The sequence below is a fragment of the Weissella muntiaci genome (assembly GCF_008107635.1).
Lineage (GTDB): Bacteria > Bacillota > Bacilli > Lactobacillales > Lactobacillaceae > Weissella > Weissella muntiaci.
On sequence record NZ_SDGZ01000010.1, the window covers coordinates 178,293 to 204,542 of the forward strand.

26 protein-coding genes and 1 other annotated feature are annotated in these 26,250 nt (G+C 43.1%); of the genes, 5 read left to right on the forward strand and 21 right to left on the reverse strand.

Translation table 11 applies throughout. The annotated features are described in order from the left end of the window. Window positions 1–334: 334 nt before the first annotated feature. Together ESZ50_RS03810 and ESZ50_RS03815 are read left to right on the forward strand one after the other, a co-directional pair. Window positions 335–1,285, forward strand: a complete 951-nt coding sequence (locus ESZ50_RS03810; RefSeq protein ID WP_222860788.1) for a DUF916 domain-containing protein — start codon at window positions 335–337, stop codon at window positions 1,283–1,285. Window positions 1,286–1,299: 14 nt separating this feature from the next. Further along, complete coding sequence (locus ESZ50_RS03815) at window positions 1,300–3,147, forward strand: hypothetical protein (RefSeq protein ID WP_148622271.1); 1,848 nt, start codon at window positions 1,300–1,302, stop codon at window positions 3,145–3,147. Between the two features lie 31 nt (window positions 3,148–3,178). Here the strand turns inward: ESZ50_RS03815 and ESZ50_RS03820 are convergent, their stop codons facing one another. Continuing rightward, window positions 3,179–3,790 carry a hypothetical protein gene (locus ESZ50_RS03820; RefSeq protein WP_148622272.1) on the reverse strand — a complete coding sequence of 204 codons (612 nt, stop codon included), beginning with the start codon at window positions 3,788–3,790 and terminating at the stop codon, window positions 3,179–3,181. A 145-nt stretch (window positions 3,791–3,935) separates the two neighbouring features. Further along, a complete protein-coding gene (locus ESZ50_RS03825) occupies window positions 3,936–6,593 on the reverse strand; it encodes a valine--tRNA ligase (RefSeq protein ID WP_148622273.1) in 2,658 nt (885 codons plus the stop codon). Window positions 6,594–6,650: 57 nt separating this feature from the next. Further along, window positions 6,651–6,860: a binding site (T-box leader), on the reverse strand. Between the two features lie 157 nt (window positions 6,861–7,017). Between ESZ50_RS03825 and trhA the strand changes: the two genes are divergently transcribed. Further along, the gene (gene trhA, locus ESZ50_RS03830) at window positions 7,018–7,677 is read left to right on the forward strand and encodes a PAQR family membrane homeostasis protein TrhA (protein WP_148622274.1); all 660 of its coding nucleotides are present in this window, start codon (window positions 7,018–7,020) and stop codon (window positions 7,675–7,677) included. A gap of 37 nt (window positions 7,678–7,714) precedes the next feature. Here the strand turns inward: trhA and ESZ50_RS03835 are convergent, their stop codons facing one another. The 6 genes from ESZ50_RS03835 to ESZ50_RS03860 all read right to left on the reverse strand — a co-directional run bounded on the left by ESZ50_RS03835 (window position 7,715) and on the right by ESZ50_RS03860 (window position 13,934). Next, a complete protein-coding gene (locus tag ESZ50_RS03835) occupies window positions 7,715–8,191 on the reverse strand; it encodes a methylated-DNA--[protein]-cysteine S-methyltransferase (protein ID WP_148622275.1) in 477 nt (158 codons plus the stop codon). A 28-nt stretch (window positions 8,192–8,219) separates the two neighbouring features. Next, entirely contained in the window at window positions 8,220–9,242 is a 1,023-nt protein-coding gene (locus ESZ50_RS03840; RefSeq protein ID WP_148622276.1) for an AI-2E family transporter, read from the reverse strand. 117 nt (window positions 9,243–9,359) lie between these two features. After that, window positions 9,360–10,253 carry a zinc metalloprotease HtpX gene (gene htpX / locus ESZ50_RS03845; RefSeq protein WP_148622277.1) on the reverse strand — a complete coding sequence of 298 codons (894 nt, stop codon included), beginning with the start codon at window positions 10,251–10,253 and terminating at the stop codon, window positions 9,360–9,362. 16 nt (window positions 10,254–10,269) lie between these two features. Then, window positions 10,270–10,842, reverse strand: coding sequence for a LemA family protein (locus ESZ50_RS03850; RefSeq protein WP_148622278.1), 573 nt, complete (start codon window positions 10,840–10,842; stop codon window positions 10,270–10,272). Window positions 10,843–10,929: 87 nt separating this feature from the next. Continuing rightward, window positions 10,930–12,090, reverse strand: coding sequence for an oxidoreductase (locus ESZ50_RS03855; RefSeq protein WP_148622279.1), 1,161 nt, complete (start codon window positions 12,088–12,090; stop codon window positions 10,930–10,932). Window positions 12,091–12,218: 128 nt separating this feature from the next. Then, window positions 12,219–13,934: a phospho-sugar mutase gene (locus ESZ50_RS03860; protein WP_148622280.1), complete on the reverse strand. Its 1,716-nt coding sequence runs from the start codon at window positions 13,932–13,934 to the stop codon at window positions 12,219–12,221. 281 nt (window positions 13,935–14,215) lie between these two features. Here ESZ50_RS03860 and guaC point away from each other — a divergent pair, with 281 nt between their 5' ends. Together guaC and yaaA are read left to right on the forward strand one after the other, a co-directional pair. Further along, window positions 14,216–15,205, forward strand: a complete 990-nt coding sequence (gene guaC / locus ESZ50_RS03865; RefSeq protein ID WP_148622281.1) for a GMP reductase — start codon at window positions 14,216–14,218, stop codon at window positions 15,203–15,205. 53 nt (window positions 15,206–15,258) lie between these two features. Continuing rightward, entirely contained in the window at window positions 15,259–16,026 is a 768-nt protein-coding gene (gene yaaA, locus ESZ50_RS03870) for a peroxide stress protein YaaA (protein WP_148622282.1), read from the forward strand. 68 nt (window positions 16,027–16,094) lie between these two features. Here the strand turns inward: yaaA and accA are convergent, their stop codons facing one another. The 13 genes from accA to fabZ (ESZ50_RS03935) all read right to left on the reverse strand — a co-directional run bounded on the left by accA (window position 16,095) and on the right by fabZ (ESZ50_RS03935) (window position 26,243). Next, window positions 16,095–16,877, reverse strand: coding sequence for a carboxyltransferase subunit alpha (accA, locus tag ESZ50_RS03875; RefSeq protein ID WP_148622283.1), 783 nt, complete (start codon window positions 16,875–16,877; stop codon window positions 16,095–16,097). Window positions 16,878–16,880: 3 nt separating this feature from the next. Next, the gene (gene accD / locus ESZ50_RS03880; protein WP_148622284.1) at window positions 16,881–17,723 is read right to left on the reverse strand and encodes an acetyl-CoA carboxylase, carboxyltransferase subunit beta; all 843 of its coding nucleotides are present in this window, start codon (window positions 17,721–17,723) and stop codon (window positions 16,881–16,883) included. A 9-nt stretch (window positions 17,724–17,732) separates the two neighbouring features. Continuing rightward, on the reverse strand, window positions 17,733–19,109 hold the full coding sequence (gene accC / locus ESZ50_RS03885; protein ID WP_148622285.1) for an acetyl-CoA carboxylase biotin carboxylase subunit: 1,377 nt from the start codon (window positions 19,107–19,109) through the stop codon (window positions 17,733–17,735). Window position 19,110: 1 nt separating this feature from the next. Continuing rightward, window positions 19,111–19,542: a 3-hydroxyacyl-ACP dehydratase FabZ gene (gene fabZ, locus ESZ50_RS03890; protein WP_148622286.1), complete on the reverse strand. Its 432-nt coding sequence runs from the start codon at window positions 19,540–19,542 to the stop codon at window positions 19,111–19,113. Between the two features lie 10 nt (window positions 19,543–19,552). Further along, window positions 19,553–20,017 carry an acetyl-CoA carboxylase biotin carboxyl carrier protein gene (gene accB / locus ESZ50_RS03895; protein ID WP_148622287.1) on the reverse strand — a complete coding sequence of 155 codons (465 nt, stop codon included), beginning with the start codon at window positions 20,015–20,017 and terminating at the stop codon, window positions 19,553–19,555. Between the two features lies 1 nt (window position 20,018). Further along, complete coding sequence (gene fabF, locus ESZ50_RS03900) at window positions 20,019–21,254, reverse strand: beta-ketoacyl-ACP synthase II (RefSeq protein ID WP_148622288.1); 1,236 nt, start codon at window positions 21,252–21,254, stop codon at window positions 20,019–20,021. Between the two features lie 68 nt (window positions 21,255–21,322). Continuing rightward, window positions 21,323–22,045, reverse strand: a complete 723-nt coding sequence (fabG, locus tag ESZ50_RS03905) for a 3-oxoacyl-ACP reductase FabG (protein ID WP_148622289.1) — start codon at window positions 22,043–22,045, stop codon at window positions 21,323–21,325. 9 nt (window positions 22,046–22,054) lie between these two features. Continuing rightward, window positions 22,055–22,990, reverse strand: coding sequence for an ACP S-malonyltransferase (locus tag ESZ50_RS03910; protein WP_148622290.1), 936 nt, complete (start codon window positions 22,988–22,990; stop codon window positions 22,055–22,057). A gap of 66 nt (window positions 22,991–23,056) precedes the next feature. Further along, a complete protein-coding gene (locus ESZ50_RS03915) occupies window positions 23,057–24,013 on the reverse strand; it encodes a DUF561 domain-containing protein (protein ID WP_148622291.1) in 957 nt (318 codons plus the stop codon). Between the two features lie 24 nt (window positions 24,014–24,037). Next, entirely contained in the window at window positions 24,038–24,280 is a 243-nt protein-coding gene (locus ESZ50_RS03920; RefSeq protein WP_148622292.1) for an acyl carrier protein, read from the reverse strand. 56 nt (window positions 24,281–24,336) lie between these two features. Beyond that, window positions 24,337–25,308, reverse strand: a complete 972-nt coding sequence (locus tag ESZ50_RS03925) for a beta-ketoacyl-ACP synthase III (protein ID WP_148622293.1) — start codon at window positions 25,306–25,308, stop codon at window positions 24,337–24,339. Between the two features lie 7 nt (window positions 25,309–25,315). Next, complete coding sequence (locus ESZ50_RS03930) at window positions 25,316–25,783, reverse strand: MarR family winged helix-turn-helix transcriptional regulator (RefSeq protein WP_148622294.1); 468 nt, start codon at window positions 25,781–25,783, stop codon at window positions 25,316–25,318. Window positions 25,784–25,802: 19 nt separating this feature from the next. Further along, complete coding sequence (gene fabZ, locus ESZ50_RS03935; protein ID WP_148622295.1) at window positions 25,803–26,243, reverse strand: 3-hydroxyacyl-ACP dehydratase FabZ; 441 nt, start codon at window positions 26,241–26,243, stop codon at window positions 25,803–25,805. Between the last annotated feature and the right edge of the window lie 7 nt (window positions 26,244–26,250).

Sequence of the window (26,250 nt, forward strand, 5' to 3'; positions counted from 1 at the left end):
GATTACCTCCTTAGATTAATACTATTAAAAATAATTATACGAGTTTTACTAGTTAAGTAAAAGGACTTACTTCAATTCGTCTGCTTCAAGCGCTGCGTGATATTAAAAATCTGTAATTCGCCATCATCTAGCCATAAAACGGTTCGGCGTATTACAAAAACAATATTTTCATCAAGGATACCAAAATAAGACATAAATTAACTGAAATTAATCCAACAAATTGCGAGATAATTCAAATGTAATTTAATTGATCTAATATATAAATAATCTCAAGGAGTATCAAATGAAAATAATTTTACGCTTTATCATCCCCATATTAAGCTGCCTCACCCTAATGACAACACCCCTATCTGCAAATACGAGCCGGACCGAGCCTGCTTTCTCGGTAAAAACCCTACCAAACCCGTATCAAAACGCTGGCAGTGGTTATTCCGACTTAACCCTTGAGCCTGGTGCAGAAACGACGATTGCTCTAATGATCAGTAATGATGCTGATCAAATAGCCACTTTCAAATATCAGGCAACAAACGCATTTACTAACGAAAACATTATTATTGACTATGCTGGCCACCCGACTAGCCAACAGCGTGTTGAAGGACCGCACTTTACTGATCTGGTCAGTGAAAAGACTGGTAGCATTGAGCTTGCCGCTAAAAGCAATCAAACCATCTATTTCAAGGTCAAAATGCCCGACGTACCCTTTGAAGGTCAGGTTATGGGTGGCATTCACATCAATAAGATTAGTGACAAGAAAGCACCTGTATCGGGGTCAATTAAGAACGAATTTTCTTTTAGTAGCGCCGTCATCCTGCGCCAAGGCGATCAAATGGCTACCAAGCCGAAGCTTAAACTGACCAAAGCTAAATATCAGGTTACTAAAAGCGGTAGTCAAGTCCATGGTACACTCGTTAATTCGGCCCAAGCATACCGTAGCGGTTTGAAAATTAAAACTGAGATTCTTCGACGAGCGGACCAAAAAGTCCTTTTTACCGAAGAAAACGTTCATCGAGCAATTGCGCCTCGAACAACTACCAACACGTTAGTCAATTTGAAAGATGCTCTACCAGCCGGCAAATATTATCTAAAATACACGACCACCATTGATCAGCATGAAACCAGCACTCAAGCACCCTTTACGGTTTCAAAGACCGACACGGTTCGAAGTGGTTTGCAAATCAAAAATCCGCTCATGTTCTGCCTGATTGTATTAGGAGTTTTGATTCTTGGATTAGTCTTGCTAATTATTTGGCTAATCTACCGGCAGCGTAAGGCGAAACGAAATTAACATGGAGACAAACTATGCGTAAATTTTTCCTCATACTACTTTCTTGGGCTCTAACCAGCCTTTTCTTCATTCAATCCAGTCAAGCCTCAATCACCCAGGAAACTGATGGTAACGGAGTGACCTGGTACGTAATCACCGCTGGAAATGATTTCAATACCCTCCTAACAAGTAGTGCAACGAGTCCAATGAATATTCGAGCCAGTCGTGATTTAACCTTACCGACTAGTCCGGTGACCATTCCAAATGGTTTAACCCTAACGATTGATATGAATAATTTTGCTCTATATTCATGCTACGGTTACGATAGCATCTTTCACGTTGGTACTAATCAAACCATTCGATTAGCCAATATGCAGATGACTGCAACCGGAAATAACAACGAACTGGTTAATAATCCGAATGTCCCCAAGCCCGATGGAACTATGAATGGCTCCGTCCGATATAACTATTATTACGGTCTTTTCTATTCTGCGGATCAAAATTATTCTGCTGGCTCTAAATTGACCTATCAAAACGTCCAAATGAATCTGGGTTCAATCACTACCTGGGGTGGCAGCGGTGGGCAGCCATTCTATACCCGTGGACTTCCGGTCAATTTCTCAGGTAATAACTATTTCAACTTCCCGGCTGGACGTCAAGAATTTATGGAGGGTCAGGGTTTTTCCGTTTTGGATGGGACAACGCAAATTACCGGTAGTGGCAATTCAAGCTACGTGCCTATTACAAACGGTACAGCCGGTTCTGTAGGGGGAATTTCCGTAAATGCCGGTGCTCAATTGACCGTTAACCTCCCTAACCAAACTGGTACGTTTTTTTATTCTAACGGACATAATTTCAGTTTAATCAATCAGGGAAATTTACAAATGAACTTGGCAAGTATCACTAACTTTATGAGTGGCACAACTGATACTCCGATTGCTTATACATTTGGTCCGACTAGCTCAACCAATATAAACACTAATAATCTCTTTAACTATGCCACAACAAGCCCTGTAAATACGCTCTTCGATAACCATGCTCAATTCACCTATACTTCACTAACAAATGCCTTCTGGTATAACAACCCTGATAGTAACGACTCATTTACGATTAAAAACGCGGACCGTGTCCGCTTCAACACACAAAATGCGGGCACACCGGTTGGACAATCAGCCGTCTTCCGCAACAGTTCAACCGGTGGCAATACTAGCATGCCAATTACGATTTCAACAACCAGTCCCTTGGGCTATGACATTACGGGTTACGCCCTCAACGGTAATCCACTAATCGGGCGCACAACCAACAGCACCAACGCTGCTTTTGGCGTCGTTGGCAGTTTCTACCCATCTCTTGGCAACCTTGCAAGTGGCCTGACGACTGGTCCGGATGGTCAATATCCGACCAGTACCGGCGTCCAAGTATATCAAAGTGCCCCTGCACTCGAATTCACGCGCAATGTCGGGATGCTAACATTTGCCAGTACGCCACTTGATACCGCCTTAACCTTTAACTATCAAACTAATATGATTAGCCCCGGTGGTAGTTTACTTCCACGTAATGGCACAAACAATGCAATGGATTTCGTGATTACTGACTCGCGGGCCGAGATGCCTAACTTCTCAGTTCAAGCTAGTATTGTTAGCGACAATTTACCAACTGGAATGGCTCTCCACTGGCTTGATAGTGGTAATAATAACACCCTATCCGCGACTCCATTTAATATTTTCACGCAAGACAGCCCCCTCGAACTACTTGCACCCTTTACCTACCGAAAATCATACCAAGCTGATCAAGGAGTTCAATTGCAGCTTGATTCGCCTGCCGTACAAAAGGGAACCTACAATGCAACAATTCAATGGAATTTAGTCGACGGACCAAATTAAAAACCTTGTGACCAAGTCACAAGGTTTTTTGCTATCCGGTTGGACCACTCACTAGGTTATACGTGACTTCTCCAACGTATTCCTGCGTAAGAATACTCCAGAAATTATTTAGTGCACCAGTTGTTCCAAGAACACTCATTGCCAAATTCGTTGAGCCAGTCGTCAAAGTTGAATTCAGAGCACTCGCTTCAGAATTACCAACTGCAATTGTATTTGTAGTGGTAATATTTTGACTGCCTGTACCGGCAAAAACAGCATTGCTATCAGAACCTAAATCAGCACCGTTGCCTACATTCAAATTAATTCCACCCAACTGAAGGGTTGAATTATTATCGGATGTAACAAATGGACCACTCAAAAGGGCTGTCACGTAATAGCCAGCAGTCGCATCGTCCGCCTCTAATCCTCGGACATCCCGAACACTAATCCCACTACTATTTGCAGTTGGGTTTGCTCCTAGAGCAGGATCGCGGACAAATGAACCAAATTCAAACTCTGGAACTGCCGTCAACGCTAGTGCACCATCCGGTTGTGTGTAAGTAATCGTTGCCGTGCTGTCTGCCGTTGTTGACGCCAAAACACCCATAGGCATCAACAATAGCCCACCAGCTAGTACACCTGTTAAAAGTAATTGCTTTTTCATCAGCCAAACTCCTCTCGTTTAAATCAAACTACTTGGTTACTTTTATAGAATATCAAACAGAATGATTTAAATGATATGTATTTGATGATGAAATGATGAAAAAATCGCTAGAAATATTTCTTTCCAGCGATTAAATCAATATTTTTTATTTAACAGCTCGTAACTCAGCTAAACGGGCCTGTGTAGCTTGTAATTTAGCCTCCCAATCAGCTAGTTTAGCCTGCTCTTCAGCAACCACCGCTTCTGGGGCGTTATTAACAAATTTTTCGTTACCCAATTTACCTTGACCACGCTTAACTTCACCTTGGAACTTCTTCAACTCACCTTCTAGTCGGTCAATCTCTTCATCCAAGTCAATTAGCTCAGCCAATGGTACGATCACTTCGGCGCCCGAAATAACCTGTGTCATCGCTAGCTTAGGAGCTTCAATTTCTGCCGCAATCACTAAGTTCTTTGGCTTAACAAAACGATTAATATAATCAGCATTATCGTTAAAGATTTGTTGTAGCTTAGCATCATCAGTCTTGATCATGACGTCAATCAGCGTCGACATGGGCGCATTCGCCTCAGTTCGAATTGACCGGACTGCCTTAATCAGGTCAATCAAGCTTTGGAAATCAGCCTCAACTGCCGGATTGATAAAGTCCATCACTGGTTCAGGATAAGCTGCCGTTACCAATGAATCTCCCTGATGTGGCATCGTCAACCATATTTCTTCAGTAACAAACGGCATAATTGGATGGAGCAACCGAAGGGTCTGATCCAATACGTATGCTAATACGTTTTGAACAGCCTGTTTTGCTTGTTCATCAGAACCATTCAAAGTTTCCTTGGTCATTTCAATGTACCAATCAGCAAAATCGTTCCAAATAAAGTTATACAATGCACGGCCAGCTTCACCAAACTCAAACTTTTCGAAATTCTTATTAACCGCCTCAATTGTCGCTGTCAAACGCGACAAAATCCACTTATCAGCTAAGGATGCCTGCATCAAATCTGGTAGCGTAACTTCAGTTTGGTCGTCCAAATTCATAATTACATAACGAGACGCATTCCAAATCTTATTAATAAAGTTCCAGGCAGCATCCATCTTTGTATATGAGAAACGCACATCAAGTCCTGGCGTTGAACCGGTTGCTAAGAACCACCGCAAGGCATCAGCCCCATACTTCTCAATTACGTCCATCGGATCGATTCCATTTCCCAAAGACTTTGACATCTTGCGTCCTTCTTCGTCACGAATCAAACCGTGAATCAACACATTGTTAAATGGTCGACGACCAGTAAATTCCTTTGACTGGAACATCATCCGGGCAACCCAGAAGAAAATAATGTCGTAGCCAGTTACCAATGTGTTTGTTGGGAAATAACGCTTAAAGTCGGCAGAATCTTCATCTGGCCAACCCATTGTTGAGAAAGGCCAAAGGGCCGATGAGAACCATGTATCAAGCACATCACTATCCTGAGTCCAATTTTCAGGGTCGCTTGGTGCTTCCATACCAACATACATTTCACCAGTTGTCTTGTGATACCAAGCTGGAATCTGATGACCCCACCATAATTGTCGCGAGATAACCCAATCGTGAATGTTATCCATCCAGCGCGTAAAGGTATCCTCAAAACGAGCTGGATAGAAATCAACCCGATCATCAGTCTTTTGCATTGCCAAGGCTTGCTCGGCCAATGGCTTCATCTTAACAAACCACTGGGTTGATAAACGAGCCTCAACCACAACACCCGTTCGTTCTGAATGACCAACTGAGTGTGTGTATGGCTCAACTTCTAGCATCCAACCAGCTGCGGTCAAATCCGCCACAATTTCCTTACGCGCTTCGTCACGATCCATGCCGACATACTTGCCAGCACGTTCGTTCATTGAACCATCTTCATTCATTGTGTTGATGCGCTCTAAGTCATGGCGATTACCAACCTCAAAATCATTTGGGTCGTGGGCAGGCGTGATCTTTACCATTCCTGTTCCAAAATCCATCTCGACATATTCGTCAGCAATCACTGGAATTTCCCGTTCAACTAACGGAACCTTAATTGTTTTCCCAATAATTCCTTGATAACGAGGATCGTTTGGGTTAACGGCCACTGCCACATCCCCGAACATAGTCTCAGGTCGCGTTGTCGCAATTTCAATATAATCTTTGCCATCAAGGGTTGTTCCGTCAGTAAATGGATATTTAACGTGGTAGAAAGCACCTTCAACATCTTTATAAATAACTTCAATATCTGATAAGGCTGTTCGAGCCTTGGGGTCCCAATTGATAATATACTCACCCCGATAAATCAGCCCTTTATTATACAAATTAACGAAGACCTTACGGACTGCTTCTGACAAGCCTTCATCTAAAGTAAACCGCTCACGGTCATAATCCAAAGACAAGCCCATCTTACCCCATTGTGATTTAATCGTGCTGGCGTATTCGTTCTTCCAGTCCCATACCTGATCAACAAATTTTTCACGACCAAGATCATATCGTGAAACTCCATCTTCAGCCAATCGTTGTTCAACCTTAGCTTGCGTCGCAATCCCAGCATGATCCATCCCTGGAACCCAAACTGTATCAAATCCTTGCATACGCTTTTGTCGAATTAACATATCTTGCAAAGTGGTATCCCAAGCATGCCCCAGGTGCAGCTTTCCAGTTACATTTGGCGGTGGAATGACGATTGAATACGGGCGAGCCTTAGCATTGCCTGACGGCTTAAAGCGTCCTTCTTGAACCCACTTATCATAACGCCCAGCTTCAACTGCCGCTGGGTTATACTTTCCCGGCATTTCAATTTCACGCATTTTATTTCCTCTTTACTTTCTAAAAACAATAAAAAAGCCCCAATTATCCACTTGGATAATCAGGGCGACTAAAGTCACGGTACCACCTGAATTGAATAATTAAATATTCATCTCATTGTGAACTTAACGCGTCCAACACGGTGTAGCTACTCAATTCACCAACACAGCCCATTAGCTACCTTCCACCTCAATCATCCGTACATTCCCACCAACCATGTACTCGCTGAAGAATCAAATTAAGGGTACTCTCTAATGCAATGCTACGCATTATTTTACGGTTAAATTTAGTTAAATGCAATAGGCTGAGTCTCAAACATTAAATTAATCGCGTTTCAAACCACAACTCTCAATCATCTAGTTTACAAAACCAGTTGTTAGAGTTATGATTATTAAAAATGCAAGGGAGGTCATCATGAAAGCCATTATGCCCAAGAGAGATTTTCGTTCAAGTCGTACTTATCAAATAGTCTATGAAATTTTAAATAGCCTCACACATGGAATCGGAACCCTAGTAGCTGTTTCTGCGGCAACCTTAATGCTTGTCCTTGCAGTGATCATGCATAAATCACCATTAACAATCACCGCCCTCAGTTTATACTCCGCCTCAATCATTACTTTCTTACTCGCCTCAACCCTTTTTCATGCCCTCGTATTTACACGTGCATCGAAAATATTTCAATTTTTAGATCATTCCGGCATCTATCTGGTTATTTTAGGATCATACACGCCCTACACCTGGCTCTTTATGCCAACGCGGATTGGTTGGATTATCTGGGGAATCATCGCTTTTCTCAGTTTCGCCGGAATTATCTACGACATCTTTTTCGTTGGACGATGGCCTTGGTTATCTACCGCCATCTATCTACTGATGGGTTGGCTAATTGTGCTAGCATTTCCACAACTACATCAAACGCTCACCCCGTTCGCTTTTAATACACTGCTAGCCGGAGGAATCACTTATTCACTTGGTGCATTAGTATATCTATTCCCTAAGATTCCAATGGGCCATGTCTTCTGGCATATCTTCGTCCTAGGTGGTGTTACATTAATGTACATTTCGCTATTCTCAATGCTCTTTCTATAAAAAAACTTGGATCGAAATTGATCCAAGTTTTTTATTTTTAATCAACCTTTTGTTCAAAGTCAATTAACTTAGTTTTCCAATCCTTGCCAGCACGATATTCACCGACGCTGCCATCTTTCCGCACGATCCGATGGCATCCAACCAAGACCAACAAAGGATTCTTCCCAACGGCTGATGCAACCGCCCGGACTGCTTGCGCTGCCCCGACCGCGTTCGCCAACTCTGAGTAGTTGATCGTTTCGCCTTGTGGAATCGTTTGAAGGTACTGCCAAACTTGCTTTTGCAAAGTTGTTCCTTCCCAATCAACTAAAATTGCTGGTAAATCACGATGTTGCAAATAAGCCGAGACCACCCCTGCATACCGCTTTTGATCCGTGAATTTAAAATCACTAGCCCCAAACCAAGCCGTGTATTCAGTAATTGGATCATCCGCTAAACTAATAAACTTCAAACCTTTTTCAGAATAAAAGAGTGTAATTTTGTCCGACAGGAAATCATATTGTTCTACAAGCATGGCTACTCCCCGTTTCTTTTTGGCAGGTCTACATTGTTTTTCTAACGCGCATGGTCTGGACACCAAACACGTCTAGGAAGAACGAGACAATTGGCACACCGACGATCAAGCCCCACGCCCCTAATAAACGTTCCATCACAATCAAGGTCACAAAGGTTACAAAGATTGGCAAATGGGTTCTTCCAGCCATCAAACGAGGATGCAAGAAGTAAGACTCAAAGGAATGAATGATTACAATTAGAATAATCACTTCAATAAACATCCAAATTCCACCAGTAACAAACGCCATCATTGAGAGTGGAATAATTGAGATCAATACCCCTGCAACTGGAACTAATCCCAAAATCAGAACAATCATTCCCATTACAAATGGACTGGGCATCCCAATAAATAGGAGACCAATCACCGTTAGAATCGTATTAATAATACTAATCTTCAATTGAACTTCAATAATCGCCCCAAGATGTGCAACAAATTTAGAACTTAAGTAGTAAATATTGCCAAAGAACTTTGGATGGTTAGAATTTAAAAACTGGCGACCAAATGCATCAATTCTAAATCGTGTCAGTGCAAAAATGAACGACATAAAAATTGATAACAAGACCATCAAGACCGTGTCACCCACATAACCAACCGTGTGTAACGTCTGGGTTGCCCAACTTTGCCAATTTGTACTGATTTGCTTCACAATATCTAATTTGCTAATCAGCTCATTAGCATAGTTCGCCAAGACTGGATATTCCTTTAGGCCTTGAATAATCGCGTCCGGAATTAATATAGCTTGACTATACAAAACCGGTACGATGTAATCAATTGCTAGTACCAGCAAACCAATCGCCAACAAAAACGTTGCAATCACCGCCAAAGGGTACGGAATGCCAGTTCGCCTCGTAATTTGATCGCTGACCTGAATTGCCAAATATGAAAAAATGATCAACAGCAACACCATTGAAATCATTTCATGAAAGATGAAGATCAGCGCTACCAAAAAAAATAATGTGGCATACATCTGAACGTCATCGCGTTTCATGAATTTTACAATATACTCCATCTTCTCTTCCCCTTGTTAACTTTCTGACACAATTATAACATCTTGTTAATTTTTTGAAGCAGTAAAAAAGTTTGTTCAAGAGCCCGATCATAATGCCCCTAAACAAACTTCTTAAATTTATAACTTGCGTAATGCTTCAATCCGTTTCTCGATTGGTGGGTGACTATCAAATAGAGAACTCATCCCTTCACCCTTCAATGGATTGGAGATATAAAGCGCAGCACTGCCGGATGAAACGTTACTTGCCTTCATCGGATCGCTAGTCGATATCTTCTCCAAAGCAGCAATCATTGCTTCTGGATTTCGCGTCAATTCAACGGCTCCTGCATCAGCTAGATATTCACGATTTCGTGAAATCGCCATCTGAACCATCGTCGCTGCTAAAGGTGCTAAAACTAGTACCAATAACGAAAAGATCAGTCCAATGATATTGCTATCGTTATTGTTGCGACTGTTACGATTTGAACCACCAAAGAACCAGAAATTAGTCCCTAGATTTGCTAACAACGCAATCGCCGAAGATAGGGCAACCGCCAACGTTTGTAACCGAATATCATAATTTCGAACGTGGGTCATTTCATGGGCCATTACCGCTTCGAGCTCTGAACGATTCAACCGCTCAATAATACCTGCCGTTGCGGCAACCGCTGCATGTTCTGGATTGTTACCAGTCGCAAATGCGTTTGGACTTGGATCATCAATGATGAACACTCTAGGCATTGGCACCTGTGCCACTAAAGCCATATCCTCAACGATATGCCATAGCTCAGGCGCCTGATCAGCCGAAGTAATTTCCTGCGCATGATTCATTGCCATTACTACTTCAGTCGACTGACTAAACATATATACTGCATAGACCAAGCCCACAACCAAAGCAATCACAATCCCAGTCTGCATTGACCGCCATAAAAAGTAACCTAAGGCAGCCCCAACCAAGGCAACAAAGAGAAAGAAGCCAAAAAATAATCCAACAGTTTTACGTTTATTACGCGCAATCTGTTCAAATAGCATCGCTTACTCCTTATTTCTACATACCTTCGTCAGTAAATGAAACGTTTGGAACACTCTTTTCAGTCTCAGGAGTTGCCAAGAACTCACTAGGCTTAAAGCCGTGAATTCCAGCAATTATATTACTTGGGAAACTTTGTAGTTTCATATTATAGTTTGCTGTTGCTGTATTAAATAGTTGTCTTGAATAAGCAATTTTATTCTCGGTGTTTGAAAGTTCTTCCATCAACTTATTGTATTGTTGTGAAGCCTTCAAGTCGGGATATGCTTCACCAACCGCAAAGATTGACTTCAATCCAGCTGTCAACTGATCTGAAACTTCCATCGTTTTTTGTGGATCAGCGCCAGTTGGCGTGTTTACCAACTGATTACGTAATGCAATCACCTTTTCCAAAGTTCCTTGCTCAAAACGAGCATAGCCCTTAACGGTTTCTAACAGATTTGGAATCAAATCATTTCGACGCTTCAATTGCACGTCAATTTGGCTCCAAGCCTCAGTTGTATACATTCGTGACTTAACCAAACCATTGTAGATTGAAATCCACATTACGGCTAATAAGATCACTACTACTAAAATTATCAAAAACATCATGTTAAGTGCTCCTTTCAAAACCCTTTTATAAGATGATACCAGAGTTTTCTAGCTTTTCGCGAATATTTTGTTGTTTTTCTAATGTAATTACCGATAATATTGCCAAGGCACGGTCAAATCAAATGCCTCATCAGTTGAAACAACTAAGCCCTTTTTAAAGCGGGTCATTAACCATGGTACCAAAGGATCCGGTATTCCAAGGAGCATCATATCACTTGGTGATAGTGCATATCGAATCCCCTTTTCATCACTATTTTGCACCTTTTGTACCCAGTTTGGATCAACGATTAGTTCACGGCCAATTGCAGCGCCGGCTACACCATGCTGAACCAACTCCTCAACTTGAGTCGGTGTTCGTAACAATCCTGCCACAAATAAAGGTATCCCACCCAAAACACGTTGGTATTTTACATACAATGGCTCAAGATCCGTTTTATCCATGAACGGCGTCTGAAAAGCATCCTTTAATGATAAATGAAAATATGCAATTGGTCGCTTAACAATTTCTTTTGCCATCCGCAGAGCGTCGGAATGGCGGATTCCAATTTCAGTCGGCTCCTCTGATGATTGACGGTAACCGATAATAAACCGTTCGTCCGTAATTTCGTCCCGTATCCGAATCACTTCATCCAAAACTGCCAAGCCGTAATTCATTCGTTCCGATTCACTTCCACCCCAGGCGTCAGTCCGCTGATTGGCATGGGCCGAAAAGAATTGTTGCATCAAATACATGTTGGCGCCATGCAACTCAACTCCGTCGAATCCGGCCTCATACGCGCGCCTAGTTGCCTGACCAAAATCAAGAATACTTTGCCGGATTTCTGCATCCGTCATCGCTCTTGGTGTATGCATTCCTGGTTGATGCCCTGGAAGCGCCGATGGACCAACAATTTCCTCATGTGGCATAACAGCTGGTTGCGCAATTCGGCCGCCAAACGATAATTGCAAAACTGCCAGCGCCCCTTCAGCCTTAATCGTCTGCGCCAGTTTATGCAAACTGGTAATCTGACGATCGCTATCTGCGCCTATTTGGCCAACATATGTTTTGCCAAGTCCTGACACATACGCCATCTCAGTAATCACCATTCCGGGACCACCGGACCTTAGTTGATAATATCGTAATTCCGCATCGGTAACCGCACCAGTAGCATATGAGGAACGTAAAGTCGTTGGCGGCATGATCACACGATTTCTAACTGTTACGCCATTCGCTAATTTAAATGACTCTAAAAATTTATACTGTGTCATAATCCTTTTTTCCTTACTTAATAACAGTATTTTATAACTTTTCTTGACCTTACACCAGTCTGACAAGCATAAAAAAGATCCTTGTATGCCTAACATACCTGGATCTTCCTTTATTAGATATTCATGTCTTATAGATAACGCTCGATTGACTGTTCAATTGCAGCCAATTCGGCATCAGCTAATTCGGCCGTTGCACCCTTTGTACCAATATAGAATTTAATCTTAGGCTCCGTTCCTGATGGGCGAACTGCAACCCAAGAACCATCACTCAACCAATACTTAATAACATTTGCAGTTGGTAAAGTTAATGGTGTAATTTGCTTAGTCTGCAAATCCGTCTCAGTCTGAGCAACAAAATCCTCGACCTTCACAACTGCAACGCCGCCAAATTCGTTTGGCGTCTCAGCTCTGAACTTAGCGATCAAAGCTGCAATCTTATCAGCACCATCAATTCCAGCAAAGGTTAGCGAATTCGTCTTCTCAACATAATAACCAAATGTTTCAAAGAGTTCCTGTAACCCATCATATAAAGTCTTACCAAGTGACTTATAATATGCCGCAACCTCGGCCAACAAGACTGTTACCTGAACTGAATCCTTATCACGGACAAAGCCCTTTACCAAGTAACCATATGACTCTTCGAAGCCAAAGAGGAAGGTGTGCTCGTTAGTTTGCTCATAATGCTCAATTTGTTCGGCGATGTACTTGAAGCCAGTTAATACATTAACTGTTGTCACTCCAAAATGCTTTGCAATATCAGCCGCAAATTCTGACGAAACAATCGACTTAACCATTGCCCCATTAGCAGGCAAAGTCCCGGCATTTTGCTTAGCAGTCAGAATGTAGTTAAGTAAAATCGCACCAATTTGGTTTCCAGTCAACAACTGATATTCACCAGATGGCATCCGCACAGCTGTTCCCATTCGGTCAGCATCTGGATCCACAGCAATTACAACATCAGCATCTTCTTTTTTCGCAAGCTCAATCCCCATCGCAAGTGCTGCATGATCCTCAGGGTTTGGTAACTTAACAGTTGGAAAATCACCATCCGGTTCAGCTTGCTCTGGCACAATTAAGACATTTTCAAAGCCAGCATTCTTCAATGCAGCTCCGGCAATCTTAGCTCCTGTACCATGTAGGGGCGAATAAACTAGCTTCATACCCTTACCAACTGTATCAATCAACTCTTGATTGATTGTCACAGTCTTCACCTCAGCTAGATAAGCTTGATCAACTGCATCGCCAATAATCTCTAATAGTCCTTGCGCTTGCATTTCTTCGATCGAAAGCATTGCAATATTAAACATATCAGCTTCACGAATCGAAGCAGTTACGATATCAGACTCCTTTGGTGGCATTTGACCACCGTCTTCACCATAAATCTTATAGCCGTTATATTCTTTTGGATTATGTGATGCTGTAATCATAATTCCAGCATAAGCGTTCAAATACCGGACCGCAAAAGAAAGCTCTGGTGTTGGCCGCAAACTCTCAAAAACATAGGCTTTGATCCCATGAGCTGCCAATACACCAGCTGCTACAAAAGCAAATTCACGCGAAAAATGACGTGAGTCGTATGAAATCGCAACACCGCGATCTTTAACCGTTTCTACTTGTAAGTCCATCAAGCGCGCCAACCCCTCTGTTGCTTGCCGAACTGTAAAAACATTCATCCGATTAATCCCAGCACCCAAAAGGCCACGCATACCAGCGGTACCAAATGATAGTGGCTGATAAAAGGCATCTTCTTGCCTTGCCTCATCCATATTGACCAACTCATTTTTTAGGTCCGTTGGCATCTTCGCTTCATTCAACCATGTCTGATAAATATCTTTCCAAGCCATTAACTTGTCTCCATTGTTTTTTATGAATTTTGACTTAATTGTATCATATTAAGCCATTTTGACTCCGATCAGGGATAATTTATCCACTTTATCTCAACATCTTATCCACTAATTGATTATCCCTAAGCGCCTTAAGCCGATAAACGAATCGCACATAGTTCGTCATTTGATTGAAAAATAAGATATTGCAACTAATTAAATAACAAACATACGAACGATTATGCTAGAATAAGTTACATAAGCGACTAATAGACGAATTTATTTCAGATAAGGATTTTATTATGACGAACATTCCCGTTTTTGACTACGAAGATATCCAATTGATCCCTAATAAATGTATCATTGAGAGCCGACGCGAAGCCGACACCTCGGTTACTCTGGGTCAGCACACCTTTAAACTACCCGTAATTCCAGCTAATATGCAAACAATTATCAACGAAGAACTTGCCGAATATCTTGCAAGGCAAGGCTACTTTTACATTATGCATCGCTTTACACCTGAGCAACGTCGTCCATTTATTGAAAAAATGCATCAACAATCCTTAATTGCTTCGATCTCCGTCGGCGTCAAGCCAGCCGAATACGACTTTATTCGCGAATTAGCCCGGCGTCCGATCAGTCAACCTGATTACATTACCATTGATATTGCACACGGCCATTCTGATGCCGTTATTAACATGATCAAACATATTAAACAATTGATGCCCCAAACATTTGTGATCGCCGGCAATGTTGGCACACCTGAAGGCGTTCGCGAATTGGAAAATGCTGGAGCTGACGCAACTAAAGTTGGTATTGGGCCTGGTAAAGTCTGCATCACTAAGGTTAAGACCGGCTTTGGCACAGGTGGTTGGCAATTAGCCGCTGTCCGTCTGTGTGCAAAAGCCGCCTCAAAGCCAATCATTGCAGACGGTGGGATCCGCACCAATGGTGATATCGCTAAGTCGATTCGCTTTGGCGCTAGCATGGTAATGATTGGCTCACTTTTTGCGGCACATGAAGAATCACCCGGTGCTACAGTTGAACGTGATGGTGTCCTGTACAAAGAATATTTTGGCTCGGCTAGTGCTGACCAAAAAGGGCACCGTGGCAATATCGAAGGAAAGAAAATTTTTCTTCCACACAAAGGCCTTCTGCAGGACACTTTAAATGAAATGGAAGAGGATCTACAAAGCGCAATTTCCTATGCTGGTGGCCGTGACCTGAATGGCTTAACCAAGGTTGATTATGTGATCGTTAAAAATTCAATTTGGAATGGTGATACGCTCTAATTTGGCCGTGTTATAATAACGTACAAACTTCTATGTTTAAGGAGCTCAAAACTGTGCGTATAATTATTTCGCCTGCTCAAAAAATGAATCTTGCTAATGACGACTTCACGGCAATTGATCAACCAGCACTCCTGGCACATACTCAGATTTTACAAACTTACATTCAGCAACTTAGTTTCAAACAAGCCCAGGTACTTTGGCAAAGCAATGACCAAATTACATCCTTAAACTATCAGCGTTTTCAAACCATGAATTTATATGAGAATGTCGCCCCTGCCTTGATGGCTTTCGACGGCATCCAATATCAATATATGGCCCCAAGTTTATTGGACCAACCAGCTTTAAGCTACTTGCAGGAACACTTACGCATTCTTTCTGGCTTCTATGGTAGCCTCCGGCCATTCGATGGCGTAACTCCATACCGCTTAGAGTTACAAAGCAAGGTCGATTTCATCCATAATGGGACGAGATTTACCAAGCTTTACCCCTTCTGGCAAAAACTGATCTATCAACACGTCACTGACCAAAATGATGACGGATTAATTGTCAATTTAGCCTCAAAGGAGTATAGCAAAGCGATTATCCCTTATCTTGAGGAATCCGATCGGCTATTAACTTGTACTTTTGCTTCAATTGACCCAGTCACTAAGCAGCTGAAAATTAAAGCTACTGAGGCAAAAATCGCTCGTGGCGAAATGGTCCGCTTTATGGCGGAAAACCAAATTACCGATGGCGAAGCCCTCAAGCAGTTTGATTCTCGCGGGTTCCACTTTCATCCCGCCCGCTCCAGTTCGAACGAATTTATCTTTATTAAGGAATAAAAAGACCCCGCTTTCTAAAATACCTTGAACATCAGGCAGTTAGAAATCAGGGGTCTTTTCTGTATCAATTAAAAAGCACGAAAACGGGCTCGTCGTTGAGCCAACAACTCATGTGGTGTCAATTGTTCTAATGCGGTAACTTCTTTGACCAGCAAACTTTGAATGGTCGCAAAGACCCGCACATGGTTACGCCCTTCTGGAATCACTTGATCAATCACTTGTTTTTCTAGCAAATCCTTTGGCGTCAGACCCATCACACCAGCAGCTTCATCGGCACGTTTGGCGTCTTTCCATAAGATTGATGCAAAGCCCTCTGGTGACAAAATTGAATAGGTCGCGTGTTTGAACATCCACACTTGATCAGAAGTTGCCAATGCCAATGCGCCACCGGATCCACCTTCACCATAAATAATTGCAATCATTGGTACAGGAAGTTTAAAACTCGCCAAAATACTCTCTGCAATCGCAGCTCCCTGCCCTTGATCTTCCGCAGTTTTCCCTGGAAAGGCTCCCGGGGTGTTAATTAACGTGATAATTGGCCGATGAAACTTAGCAGCTTGCTCCATCAGACGCAAAGCCTTTCGATAACCATACGGTTCTGGCGATCCGTTCCGCTTAGCCAGCTTATCCGTTAAGTCGATCCCTTTATCAATTGCAATCACTGTCACAGGTCGACCAGCCAGTTCTGCTACACCGCCAATTACACTGGCGTCATCACCATAGAAACGGTCACCATGTAGTTCAAAAAAACCATCAAAAATACCATCAATCAATTCTCGAGCGGCAAAACGGTCCTCACGAGCCTTCTTAACAACCTGCGCTGGTGTTAATTCACGTTTAAATAAAGCCATTCTTTAATCCTCCGCAGGTACACGATGCAATCGTAATAGGTGTGCGATTGTTGCTGTTAAATCCGCCCGTTGCACAATTGCATCAACAAAACCATGCTCCAGCAATTGCTCTGCTCGTTGAAATTCTTTTGGCAACTGTTCATGAATTGTTTGTTCAATCACTCGCCGTCCAGCAAATCCAATTAATGCATGCGGTTCCGCCAAGATGATGTCACCTTGCATAGCAAAAGAGGCCGTAACACCACCCATGGTTGGATCAGTTAACACCACCAAGTACGTTAATCCAGCTTCTTGATGTTCTGCAACGGCAGCTGACACCTTCGCCATTTGCATCAACGACATAATACCTTCTTGCATTCGTGCACCACCCGAAGCGGCAAATAAAACAACCGATAATTGATGAGTTGTTGCATGTTCAAAAAGGCGGGTAATTTTCTCACCAGTTATTGTTCCAAGTGATCCCATAATAAAATATGAGTCCATAACTGCCAATGCCGTTGGTACATCTTCTATCCGTGCCAATCCAGTTAAAACCGAGTCATTCAGATCGGTTTGCTGCTGAGCGCGTTCTAGCTTTTGTTCATAGCCTGGAAAGGCCGTTGGATCCACCTTGATATCAGCATCAAACTCTGTAAATTCATCCGTCATTAAGGCAACACGCTCACGTGCTTGCAATCGAAAACCATAGCCACAATTACCACAAACTCTGAACGTTCCCAAAGCCTTCGAATAGCTTTGCGCACCGCAGTAAGGACAGGCTAAAAATAAATCATCCGGAATTCGATCATTAAGCTCCTTGTCTCGAAACAACTTCGGCTGTTCAGCTTTTTTTGCAAATAAATCCATTACAAGCTCCTATTCCTCAGTTGGTTGACTAGCAACCCAGCGTGGCATAAATTCCTTTTCCAAATAGCGCGTATCAAAATATCCACGCAAAACCGTTGGATCTTCCAATAATGCTGCTTGAAATGGTGCATTAGTTTTCACACCGTGAATCACTAACTCATTTAAGACACGCTTCATCTTAACAATCGCCTGTGAACGATCAGCACCGTGCGTCAAAAATTTTCCGATCATTGAATCATAAAACGGCTGAATTTTGTCACCGTTATAAATGGCCGAATCAATCCGTACACCAGGACCGCCGGTTGGTAAGAATGCAAAGTCAATCGTTCCAGCACTTGGTGCAAAATTTCGTTCAGGTTGTTCTGCATTCAATCGAATCTCCAACGCATGCCCGATAATTTGCACATCGCTTTGTCGAATCGCCAAGTGTTCACCTGCCGCAACCTCAATCTGCATTTTGATCAAATCTAATCCTGTAACTAACTCGGTCACTGGATGCTCAACCTGAATTCTCGTATTCATTTCCATAAAGTAGAAATTACCTTCATGATCCTGCAAGAATTCCAATGTGCCAGTATTTTCATATTCCAATGCCGTGGCTGCCTTAACCGCAATCTCACCTAACATACTGCGCATTATCGGCGTCACACTTAGTGCTGGACTTTCTTCCATAACTTTTTGATTGTTCCGTTGTAAAGAACAATTTCTTTCAGGGAAGTAAACCGTTGCCCCATATTGATCACGCATAATTTGCATCTCAATATGCCGAACATTTTGCATAACCTTTTCAACATACATATGGCCATCGCCAAAGGCAGCCTCAGCCTCGCGTTGGGCATCGTCAAATTTATCAGCTAACTCATCATCCGAATAGACAAAGCGCATCCCTTTACCGCCACCACCAGCAGCGGCCTTCAGTAGTAGTGGATAGCCAACCCGACTTGCCACAACTTTCGCTTCACCAGCATCCTTAATAAACCCATCTGAGCCCGGAATCACCGGAACGCCAGCCTTACGCATTGACTCACGCGCATTAGCCTTATTTCCCATCAATTCAATAACTCTTGGACTGGGTCCAATCCACTTGATACCAACTGTTTCAACCATTTCAACAAACAATTCATTCTCAGCTAGGAAACCGTAGCCGGGATGAATTGCTTCTGCACCCGTTAGCAGAGCTGCTGAAACAATATTCTTCATATTAAGGTAAGAATCCTTTGAACGTGGCCCACCAACTTTAATTGCCTCATCCGCTAATTTAACATGGAGGCTTTCCGCATCCGCTGAAGAATAAATTGCAACTGATTGAATGCCCATTTCCTTCAACGTGCGAATAATTCGAACCGCAATTTCACCGCGATTCGCAACCAGCACTTTTTTGAACATATTAATCTCCAACAATGAATGTCAACTCTGCAGTAACAACTTTTTTACCATTAACACTAGCGACGCCCTTACCAGTTCCGATTGGTCCGCGCATCCGATCTAAGGTCACTTCCAGTTTAATTTGATCACCCGGACGTACCATTTGACGATATCGAGCCTTTTTGATCCCACCAAAATAAGCCGTCTTCCCCTTGAATTCAGGCATTGAAAGTAGTGCAATTGCACCAGTTTGTGCCAATGCTTCAACTGAAAGAGCCCCTGGAAATGTTGGATCACCCGGAAAATGCCCTTGAAAAATCTCTTCATTAACTGACACATTCTTCAGCGCAACCGCCCGCACACCTGGTTCGAGCTCTTCAACTGAGTCGAGCATCAACATTGGATAACGGTGGGGCAAGATTGCTTGAATTTCCTGAATATTTAAAACTGACATTTATTTCTCCTTAACCCTTGGGGTCGACACGGAACATCGGTTTATCAAAATCAACCACCTGTTCCTCTTCAACCAAGATTTCGGTGATAACCCCAGCAACCTCAGATTTAACCGGCGTCATTAACTTCATTGCTTCAACAATTGCAACCTGTTCACCAACAACAACCCGCTCACCGACTTGTTTAAACGGCTTCGCATCAGGATTTGCCCGTAGATAGACCGTGCCGACTAGTGGCGAGTTAATCGTTACCGTAGTCGTCTCAGTTTTCTCAAAAGGATCGGCAATCGCGACTGAATCGCTTGTGGCGCTAACCGGATTAGCTGCTGCCATAGCAATTGGTGCGGCCGTAATTGGCGCTAATTCATTCTTGCTCAAGTGAAGTGAGAAATCACCATCTTCAAGTGCGAACTCGCGCAGCGATGACTGCTCCAAATCTTGTATCAAAGCTCGAATTTCTTCCAAACTCATCGTCATTCTAAGCTTTCCCCCACTTCTTGAAAATAATGGCTGCGTTATGCCCACCAAAACCATAATTGGCTGATAGAACATATTCTGGGGCAACATGGCGATTTGTTTCACTGACCAAAGTAACTCCAGCTGTTGCTGGATCTTGTTCCGTCAAACCGACATTAACTGGCAACTCCTCACGCGTCAAAGCACCAATTGCTGCAATCGCCTCAATTGCTCCGGCTGCACCCAAAAGATGCCCAGTCATTCCCTTAGTCGACGATACGTATACATTATTATCGCCAAAAACCAGTTCCATGGCTTTAGCTTCTGCAGCGTCATTGGCTCCCGTTGCTGTCCCGTGCGCATTGACATAGTCAATTGCATCGGCAGTAACACCTGCGTCCGCTAAAGCCAATTTCACAGAGCCAGCTGGTCCGCTTCCATCAGGAGTTGGGCTGGTCAAATGATATGCATCCGAATTAGCTCCATACCCAACAATCTCCGCCAGAATATTTGCCCCGCGAGTTTGTGCGTGTTCAAGCGCCTCTAGAATTAGCACGCCTGATCCCTCACCCATAACAAATCCGTGACGATTAGTATCAAAAGGCTTTGAAGCCTCGTTTGGATCCGTCTCAGTCGATAGCGCTGTTAATGCCGCGAAGCCTGAGATTCCCATTGCATTAACGGTTGCTTCTGCACCGCCTGTAATCATCACATCATATTTGCCTGATTGAATCCGCCAAAAGGCTTCACCGATTGCATTGGTTGCCGAAGCACAGGCTGTCGAAAGCGTATAATTAATCCCTTTTGCTCCATAGCGCATTGATACGTTTCCAGAAACCATGTTGGGGATAGCATTCGGCACAAACATTGGGCTCACACGCTGTGGTCCCTTATCATGCATCTTGATAACTTGCTCTTCAATCGTTGTTAAACCACCGATTCCGTTTCCCATGATTACGCCAACCCGATCAGGATCATCAAAACCAGCCGTTAAGCCAGCATTTTCAATTGCCTCACCAGCTGCATGAACTGCATACTGTGAGAACAAATCCATTTTCCTTGATTCACGTTTACCAACCCGTAAGGCAGGATCAAAATCCTTCACTTCACCAGCAACGGTAATCCCGGTTTCGCTGGCATCAAATTTTGTGATTGGTGCAATCCCCACCTTACCTGAAAAAATACCATCCAAAAATTCATCGACCGTATTTCCAACGGGGGTTAGTGCTCCTAGACCAGTTACAACTACTCTTGTCATGTTGTTTGTTCCTCCAATTTACTAGTAAAAAAATAAAAATCGAATAAGTGCAGAAAATACTAGTTCGCTTAGATATACAAACCACCATCAACAGTGATGACTTGTCCAGTAATATATTCGTTTTGAGCCAAAAAGACTGCCGTTTGGGCAATTTCGGTTGCTGCACCCATGCGATGCAAAGGAATCGCATCAATCATCGCTGCTTGGATTTTCTCGGAAAGACCTGCAGTCATATCTGATTGAATCATTCCTGGCGCAATCGCGTTTACGCGGATTCCGCGTTTGGCACCTTCTTTGGCAAGACTCTTAGTCATTCCAATGACACCAGCCTTAGATGCTGCGTAATTAACTTGCCCAACATTTCCCATCTCGCCAACGACTGAAGCCATGTTGATAATCACACCCGTCCGAGCCCGCAACATCTTTTTGAAGATCGGTTGGCTAACATTAAAAGTTCCATTGAGATTAACATTAATAACATTTGCAAATTCAGCAGGTGTCATGCCCATTGCAAGTTTGTCATCGACAATACCGGCATTATTTACGAGAATGTCAATTCCATCAACCTCGGTGTACAGCTCCTCAATTGCCGAGCTCACACTTTGCGGATCTGCTAAATCGGCGGTCATCGTCAATGTCGCCTCGTCAAAATCGGCTAACAAATCTTGACTAACACTCGTTCGACCATGCAGAACCACCCGTGCACCTAATTGGTTAAACAACTTTGCAATTGCCAAACCAATTCCACGCGTTGATCCGGTTACTAAAACTACCTTATCCTTTAAATTCATAAACACTCCTTAAACTTGCGTCTCTAGCATGTTCCGCAGTTTCTCGTATGATGCCATATCTGAAACGCTATAACGATTCACTGTCTTATCAACAACCTTGCGTGCAAATTTACTTAGAGTATCTGATGGTCCAAACTCGATTAGCGTATCGACTTTGACATCCTTAACCATATTCTGCAATGCTTGCGCAAAATAAGTTGGTGCAGTGATCTGCTCTAATAAAGTTGCATGTACATCAATAAAGGCTCGTCCAGTTGTATTTGAATAGACCGGGTAATGTGCCTCACCAAATGATTCACTTGCCAAGCGGTTTGCTAAATTCTCAGCGGCTGAAGTTAAAAGCGGTGTGTGGAAGGCTCCGGTAACTGGCAGTTCAATTAAACGCTTGACTCCGTTTGTCGCTAAGACCTCCATTGCCACATCAACATCTGCCGCCACACCACCAAAAACAAGTTGATTAAAGGTGTTATAGTTCGCCGGATAAACACGTTTACCGGCTGCCGCTAGTTCACTTAAGACATCAACTACCATTGTTTGATCCTCGGTCATCGCCGCAACCATTTTACCGGGATTAACTTCCCCGGCCTTTTGCATGTAGGCACCTCGATCGCGTACGATCGCAATTGCTTGTTCAAAATCAAAGACTCCTGCAATCGTTAGTGCCGAATACTCACCCAAGCTCAACCCCAAGGTTGCTTTAGGTTCTGGCAATATGTCCGCCAGAGTGTTGTAGATTCCAACACTCATTGCCAAAATCGCCGCCTGCGCATATGCAGTTTGATTCAAGCGTGCCTCGTCCATGTTAACTGTCGCTTGCAGATCATAGCCTAAAACCGCAGAAGCACGGTCAATTGTTGCACGATATGCTGGTAGATTGGCATATAAATCCGCTGCCATCCCGACCTTTTGTGCGCCTTGACCACTCATTAAAATTCCAATATTCATCTTATTCCTCAGAAACCCTAGCCAATTAGCTAGGGTTTTAAACGTGGACTTCCACTGTATGATTACCTACTTTTCAATTCCCATCAAATCAGTTGCACCAGTCCAAACATCGTCAAGAATTTGTGCGACTGGCTTCAATTCATGAATCATTCCTGAGATTTGACCGGCCATAAATGCACCGTTCTCTTTATCGCCATCAACGACTGCTCGACGCAATGCACCGTTTTCCAAATTCTCAATTGCTTGAGCATCCGGCTTCTCTTTCTGAATTTCAAAACGTTCTTGTTTAACAAAGTTTTTTGACATCTTCGTTTTCAAAACGCGTGCGCGATTTCCCATTAATTCGCCAGTCACCAAGGTATCAATATCCTTGGCTTTCACAACTGCGGCCTTAAAGTCAGCGTGCACTTCAGACTCTTCAGAAGCAAGAAAACGCGTGCCCATTTGAATACCAGAGGCACCCAACATGAATGCGGCTGCAGCGCCACGCCCATCAGCAATTCCACCGGCAGCAATGACTGGGATGTCCACAGCATCTACCACCTGTGGCACCAACGTCATGGTTGTCAACATACCGATATGACCACCCGACTCCATCCCTTCTGCCACAACAGCATCCACGCCCTTCTTCTCCATCATCTTAGCCAAGCCAACTGATGGAATAACCGGGATCACTAGAATACCGTGCGCATGTAATTCATCGATAAACGGTGACGGATCACCTGCACCAGTCGCAACTACTCGTACGCCCTCTTCAATAATGACATCAAAGACTTCGCGGATATGACGGGACAGCAGCATTACGTTAACGCCAAAGGGCTTATCAGTTATCTCACGTGCACGACGAATTTCTGTGCGAACTTTATCAGCCTGCCAATAACCAGTTCCAATAATTCCCAAACCGCCAGCTTCAGAAACGGCACCTGCTAAGCGCCCAGTTCCAGCCCAGGCCATTCCACCCTGAATAATTGGGTATTTCATTCCTAATTTTTCAAATAATGGATTATTCAGCTCGATGCTCATCTACTTCCTCTTTCTTTTTGGTAATTACTTGGCTTCAACTTGTTCTTTAATTTTGTTAACCAAGTCTTGCACCGTTGCAATCTCTTCAGCAACCGCCAACTTGATGTCAAAATCGTCTTCAACGCGATTCAGAACTTCAAATAAATCCAATGAATCAGCATCGATATCCTCAGCCATGTTAGTCTCCAACTTAACTTCATCAGCCTCTAAGTCGAATTGGTCAATCAAAATTTCCTTAACTTTGTCAAAAATCTCTACGTCTGTCATGATAAAATTCCTCTTTTCATTTGAATAAAATAAATAATTGCTTAAATAAATGCATCTTATAATTGAATAATTAATGTACCAATCGTCAAACCGCCACCGAAGCCAACAAGCGCAATCTTTTGACCTGACTGCACCTGACCGCTTGTTCTCAATTCATGCAGTAGGATACCAATACTAGCAGCACTAGTATTACCGTACTCCACCATATTCATCGGAAACTTTTCAATTGGTTGCTCAAAACGTTTCGCAATTGCCTTTATAATTCGACTATTTGCCTGGTGCATAATATACACGTCAATCTCATCAGCCGATAATTCCGCACGTTTCAAAGCGCGTTGCATTGATATTGGAACTTCACGACTGGCAAAATTATAAACTTCGCGCCCATCCATTTTAAAAAACGGATCTGCGACTGCTTCGGCATTAGTGAATGCATTTGTATTCGCCAACGTGCCAGCCGTCAAAAATGCTCCTTTGTCACCAAGTGAAACCAAATCTTCACCAAGCAAACCCTGCCCTTTATCTGTCCGTCTCATCAAAACGCCTGCGGCACCATCGCCAAACAAAACAGCTGTCGAACGATCCTGCCAATCAACAAGTTTTGACAGTACTTCCGCACCAATTACTAGTCCTTGCTGATAACGTGTTGCCAACAGGGCGCTTGCAGTGCTGATGGCAAAGGCCATTCCAGAACAAGCCGCTGAAATATCGTAGGCAAATGCATTATTAGCGCCGATTGCACCTTGGACGATTGAAGCAGTATTTGGTGATAAACTATCTGGCGACATTGTCGCAACAATGATAAAGTCCAAATCGTTTGCCTTCAAGCCACTGCTTGCCAGGAGCTTCTGAGCAACCTCAATTGCCAAATCACTAGTATTTTCATCAGTCACAACATGTCGTCGATGAATACCAGTTCGGCTGTAGATCCATTCATCAGATGTATCCATAATTGTAGCTAATTCATCGTTTGAAACGCTCCGTTCTGGGATTGCAACTGCCGAATGTGTAATGTCAAATCTTTCCATAGCCCACCTAAAAACTAGAATCATACAAAGAATGGAGATAACTCTGTAAGTTAGTAATAATCCGCTTCGCTGATATAGCATCGTCTTTTGACGTACCATCAAGTAACTGATGGGTTAACGCTCGATGAAATGCTTCATGTGCTCGATAGACCGTCCGCCCTCGGTGGGTTAATGACAGAAATACAACGCGCCGATCATTTTGATCATCACGGTGTCGCTCAACGTATCCCTTTTTTACTAGCTTATCGATAGCACTGGTCGTAGCACTGGGGCTTAAATGAACGTTTTCTGCTACTTGAGAAGCACTCTTGCGTTCATACATCGAAATCGCCGCAATCATATGCATGTCCTTAATCGTAATATCCTTAAATTGTGAGGCTCTCAGTGAGGCCTCTTCAATCCACATCACATTATTAAAAACATCAACTAGGGCATCATTAGCTTCTTCAAAGGTCATTTCTCCTGATTCAGTCATAATCCTAACGCTCCATTAGTTACTGTTGATCGGGGGAAACCACAAACATCAACTCCGCCTTCGTCGCCGTTTTATCAGCAACCTTGGCTTCGACCTTTACTGTTCCCATGTTTTCTCGTAAACTACCAAATTCAACATGTAGCTTCAAAACATCCCCCGGACGCACCATTTGCTTAAACTTTGCATCATCAATCCCCGTCATGTAGGCTGTTTTCCCTTTAAACTGTGGCGATGACAGAATCAAAATTGAAGCCGCTTGCGCTAGTGCTTCAATAATCAATACTCCTGGCATCACTGGATTTCCAGGAAAATGGCCTTGGAAGAACTGCTCATTGATCGTGACATTCTTAGTTGCAATCAAACTTTCGCCAGGAACCATTTCATCGACGTAATCCATATAGAGAATTGGATAACGATTCGGAATTAACTGCATAATCTCTGTTGCATTTAACACTGCCAATGGACTT

Bases quoted from the DNA above. Each gene is read 5' to 3' on its own strand.
- ESZ50_RS03860 (WP_148622280.1), bottom strand. From the start codon at position 13,934: ATGGCTTGGAAAGATATTTATCAGACATGGTTGAATGAAGCGAAGATG.
- ESZ50_RS03925 (WP_148622293.1), bottom strand. From the start codon at position 25,308: ATGGAAAGATTTGACATTACACATTCGGCAGTTGCAATCCCAGAACGG.
- fabF (WP_148622288.1), bottom strand. From the start codon at position 21,254: ATGACAAGAGTAGTTGTAACTGGTCTAGGAGCACTAACCCCCGTTGGA.
- guaC (WP_148622281.1), top strand. From the start codon at position 14,216: ATGACGAACATTCCCGTTTTTGACTACGAAGATATCCAATTGATCCCT.
- accC (WP_148622285.1), bottom strand. From the start codon at position 19,109: ATGTTCAAAAAAGTGCTGGTTGCGAATCGCGGTGAAATTGCGGTTCGA.
- ESZ50_RS03815 (WP_148622271.1), top strand. From the start codon at position 1,300: ATGCGTAAATTTTTCCTCATACTACTTTCTTGGGCTCTAACCAGCCTT.
- htpX (WP_148622277.1), bottom strand. From the start codon at position 10,253: ATGCTATTTGAACAGATTGCGCGTAATAAACGTAAAACTGTTGGATTA.
- ESZ50_RS03910 (WP_148622290.1), bottom strand. From the start codon at position 22,990: ATGAATATTGGAATTTTAATGAGTGGTCAAGGCGCACAAAAGGTCGGG.
- ESZ50_RS03820 (WP_148622272.1), bottom strand. From the start codon at position 3,790: ATGAAAAAGCAATTACTTTTAACAGGTGTACTAGCTGGTGGGCTATTG.
- accB (WP_148622287.1), bottom strand. From the start codon at position 20,017: ATGACGATGAGTTTGGAAGAAATTCGAGCTTTGATACAAGATTTGGAG.
- fabG (WP_148622289.1), bottom strand. From the start codon at position 22,045: ATGAATTTAAAGGATAAGGTAGTTTTAGTAACCGGATCAACGCGTGGA.
- trhA (WP_148622274.1), top strand. From the start codon at position 7,018: ATGCCCAAGAGAGATTTTCGTTCAAGTCGTACTTATCAAATAGTCTAT.
- accD (WP_148622284.1), bottom strand. From the start codon at position 17,723: ATGGATTTATTTGCAAAAAAAGCTGAACAGCCGAAGTTGTTTCGAGAC.
- accA (WP_148622283.1), bottom strand. From the start codon at position 16,877: ATGGCTTTATTTAAACGTGAATTAACACCAGCGCAGGTTGTTAAGAAG.
- ESZ50_RS03915 (WP_148622291.1), bottom strand. From the start codon at position 24,013: ATGAGCATCGAGCTGAATAATCCATTATTTGAAAAATTAGGAATGAAA.
- ESZ50_RS03920 (WP_148622292.1), bottom strand. From the start codon at position 24,280: ATGACAGACGTAGAGATTTTTGACAAAGTTAAGGAAATTTTGATTGAC.
- ESZ50_RS03930 (WP_148622294.1), bottom strand. From the start codon at position 25,783: ATGACTGAATCAGGAGAAATGACCTTTGAAGAAGCTAATGATGCCCTA.
- fabZ (WP_148622286.1), bottom strand. From the start codon at position 19,542: ATGTCAGTTTTAAATATTCAGGAAATTCAAGCAATCTTGCCCCACCGT.
- ESZ50_RS03855 (WP_148622279.1), bottom strand. From the start codon at position 12,090: ATGACACAGTATAAATTTTTAGAGTCATTTAAATTAGCGAATGGCGTA.
- ESZ50_RS03840 (WP_148622276.1), bottom strand. From the start codon at position 9,242: ATGGAGTATATTGTAAAATTCATGAAACGCGATGACGTTCAGATGTAT.
- ESZ50_RS03850 (WP_148622278.1), bottom strand. From the start codon at position 10,842: ATGATGTTTTTGATAATTTTAGTAGTAGTGATCTTATTAGCCGTAATG.
- ESZ50_RS03825 (WP_148622273.1), bottom strand. From the start codon at position 6,593: ATGCGTGAAATTGAAATGCCGGGAAAGTATAACCCAGCGGCAGTTGAA.
- ESZ50_RS03810 (WP_222860788.1), top strand. From the start codon at position 335: ATGACAACACCCCTATCTGCAAATACGAGCCGGACCGAGCCTGCTTTC.
- ESZ50_RS03835 (WP_148622275.1), bottom strand. From the start codon at position 8,191: ATGCTTGTAGAACAATATGATTTCCTGTCGGACAAAATTACACTCTTT.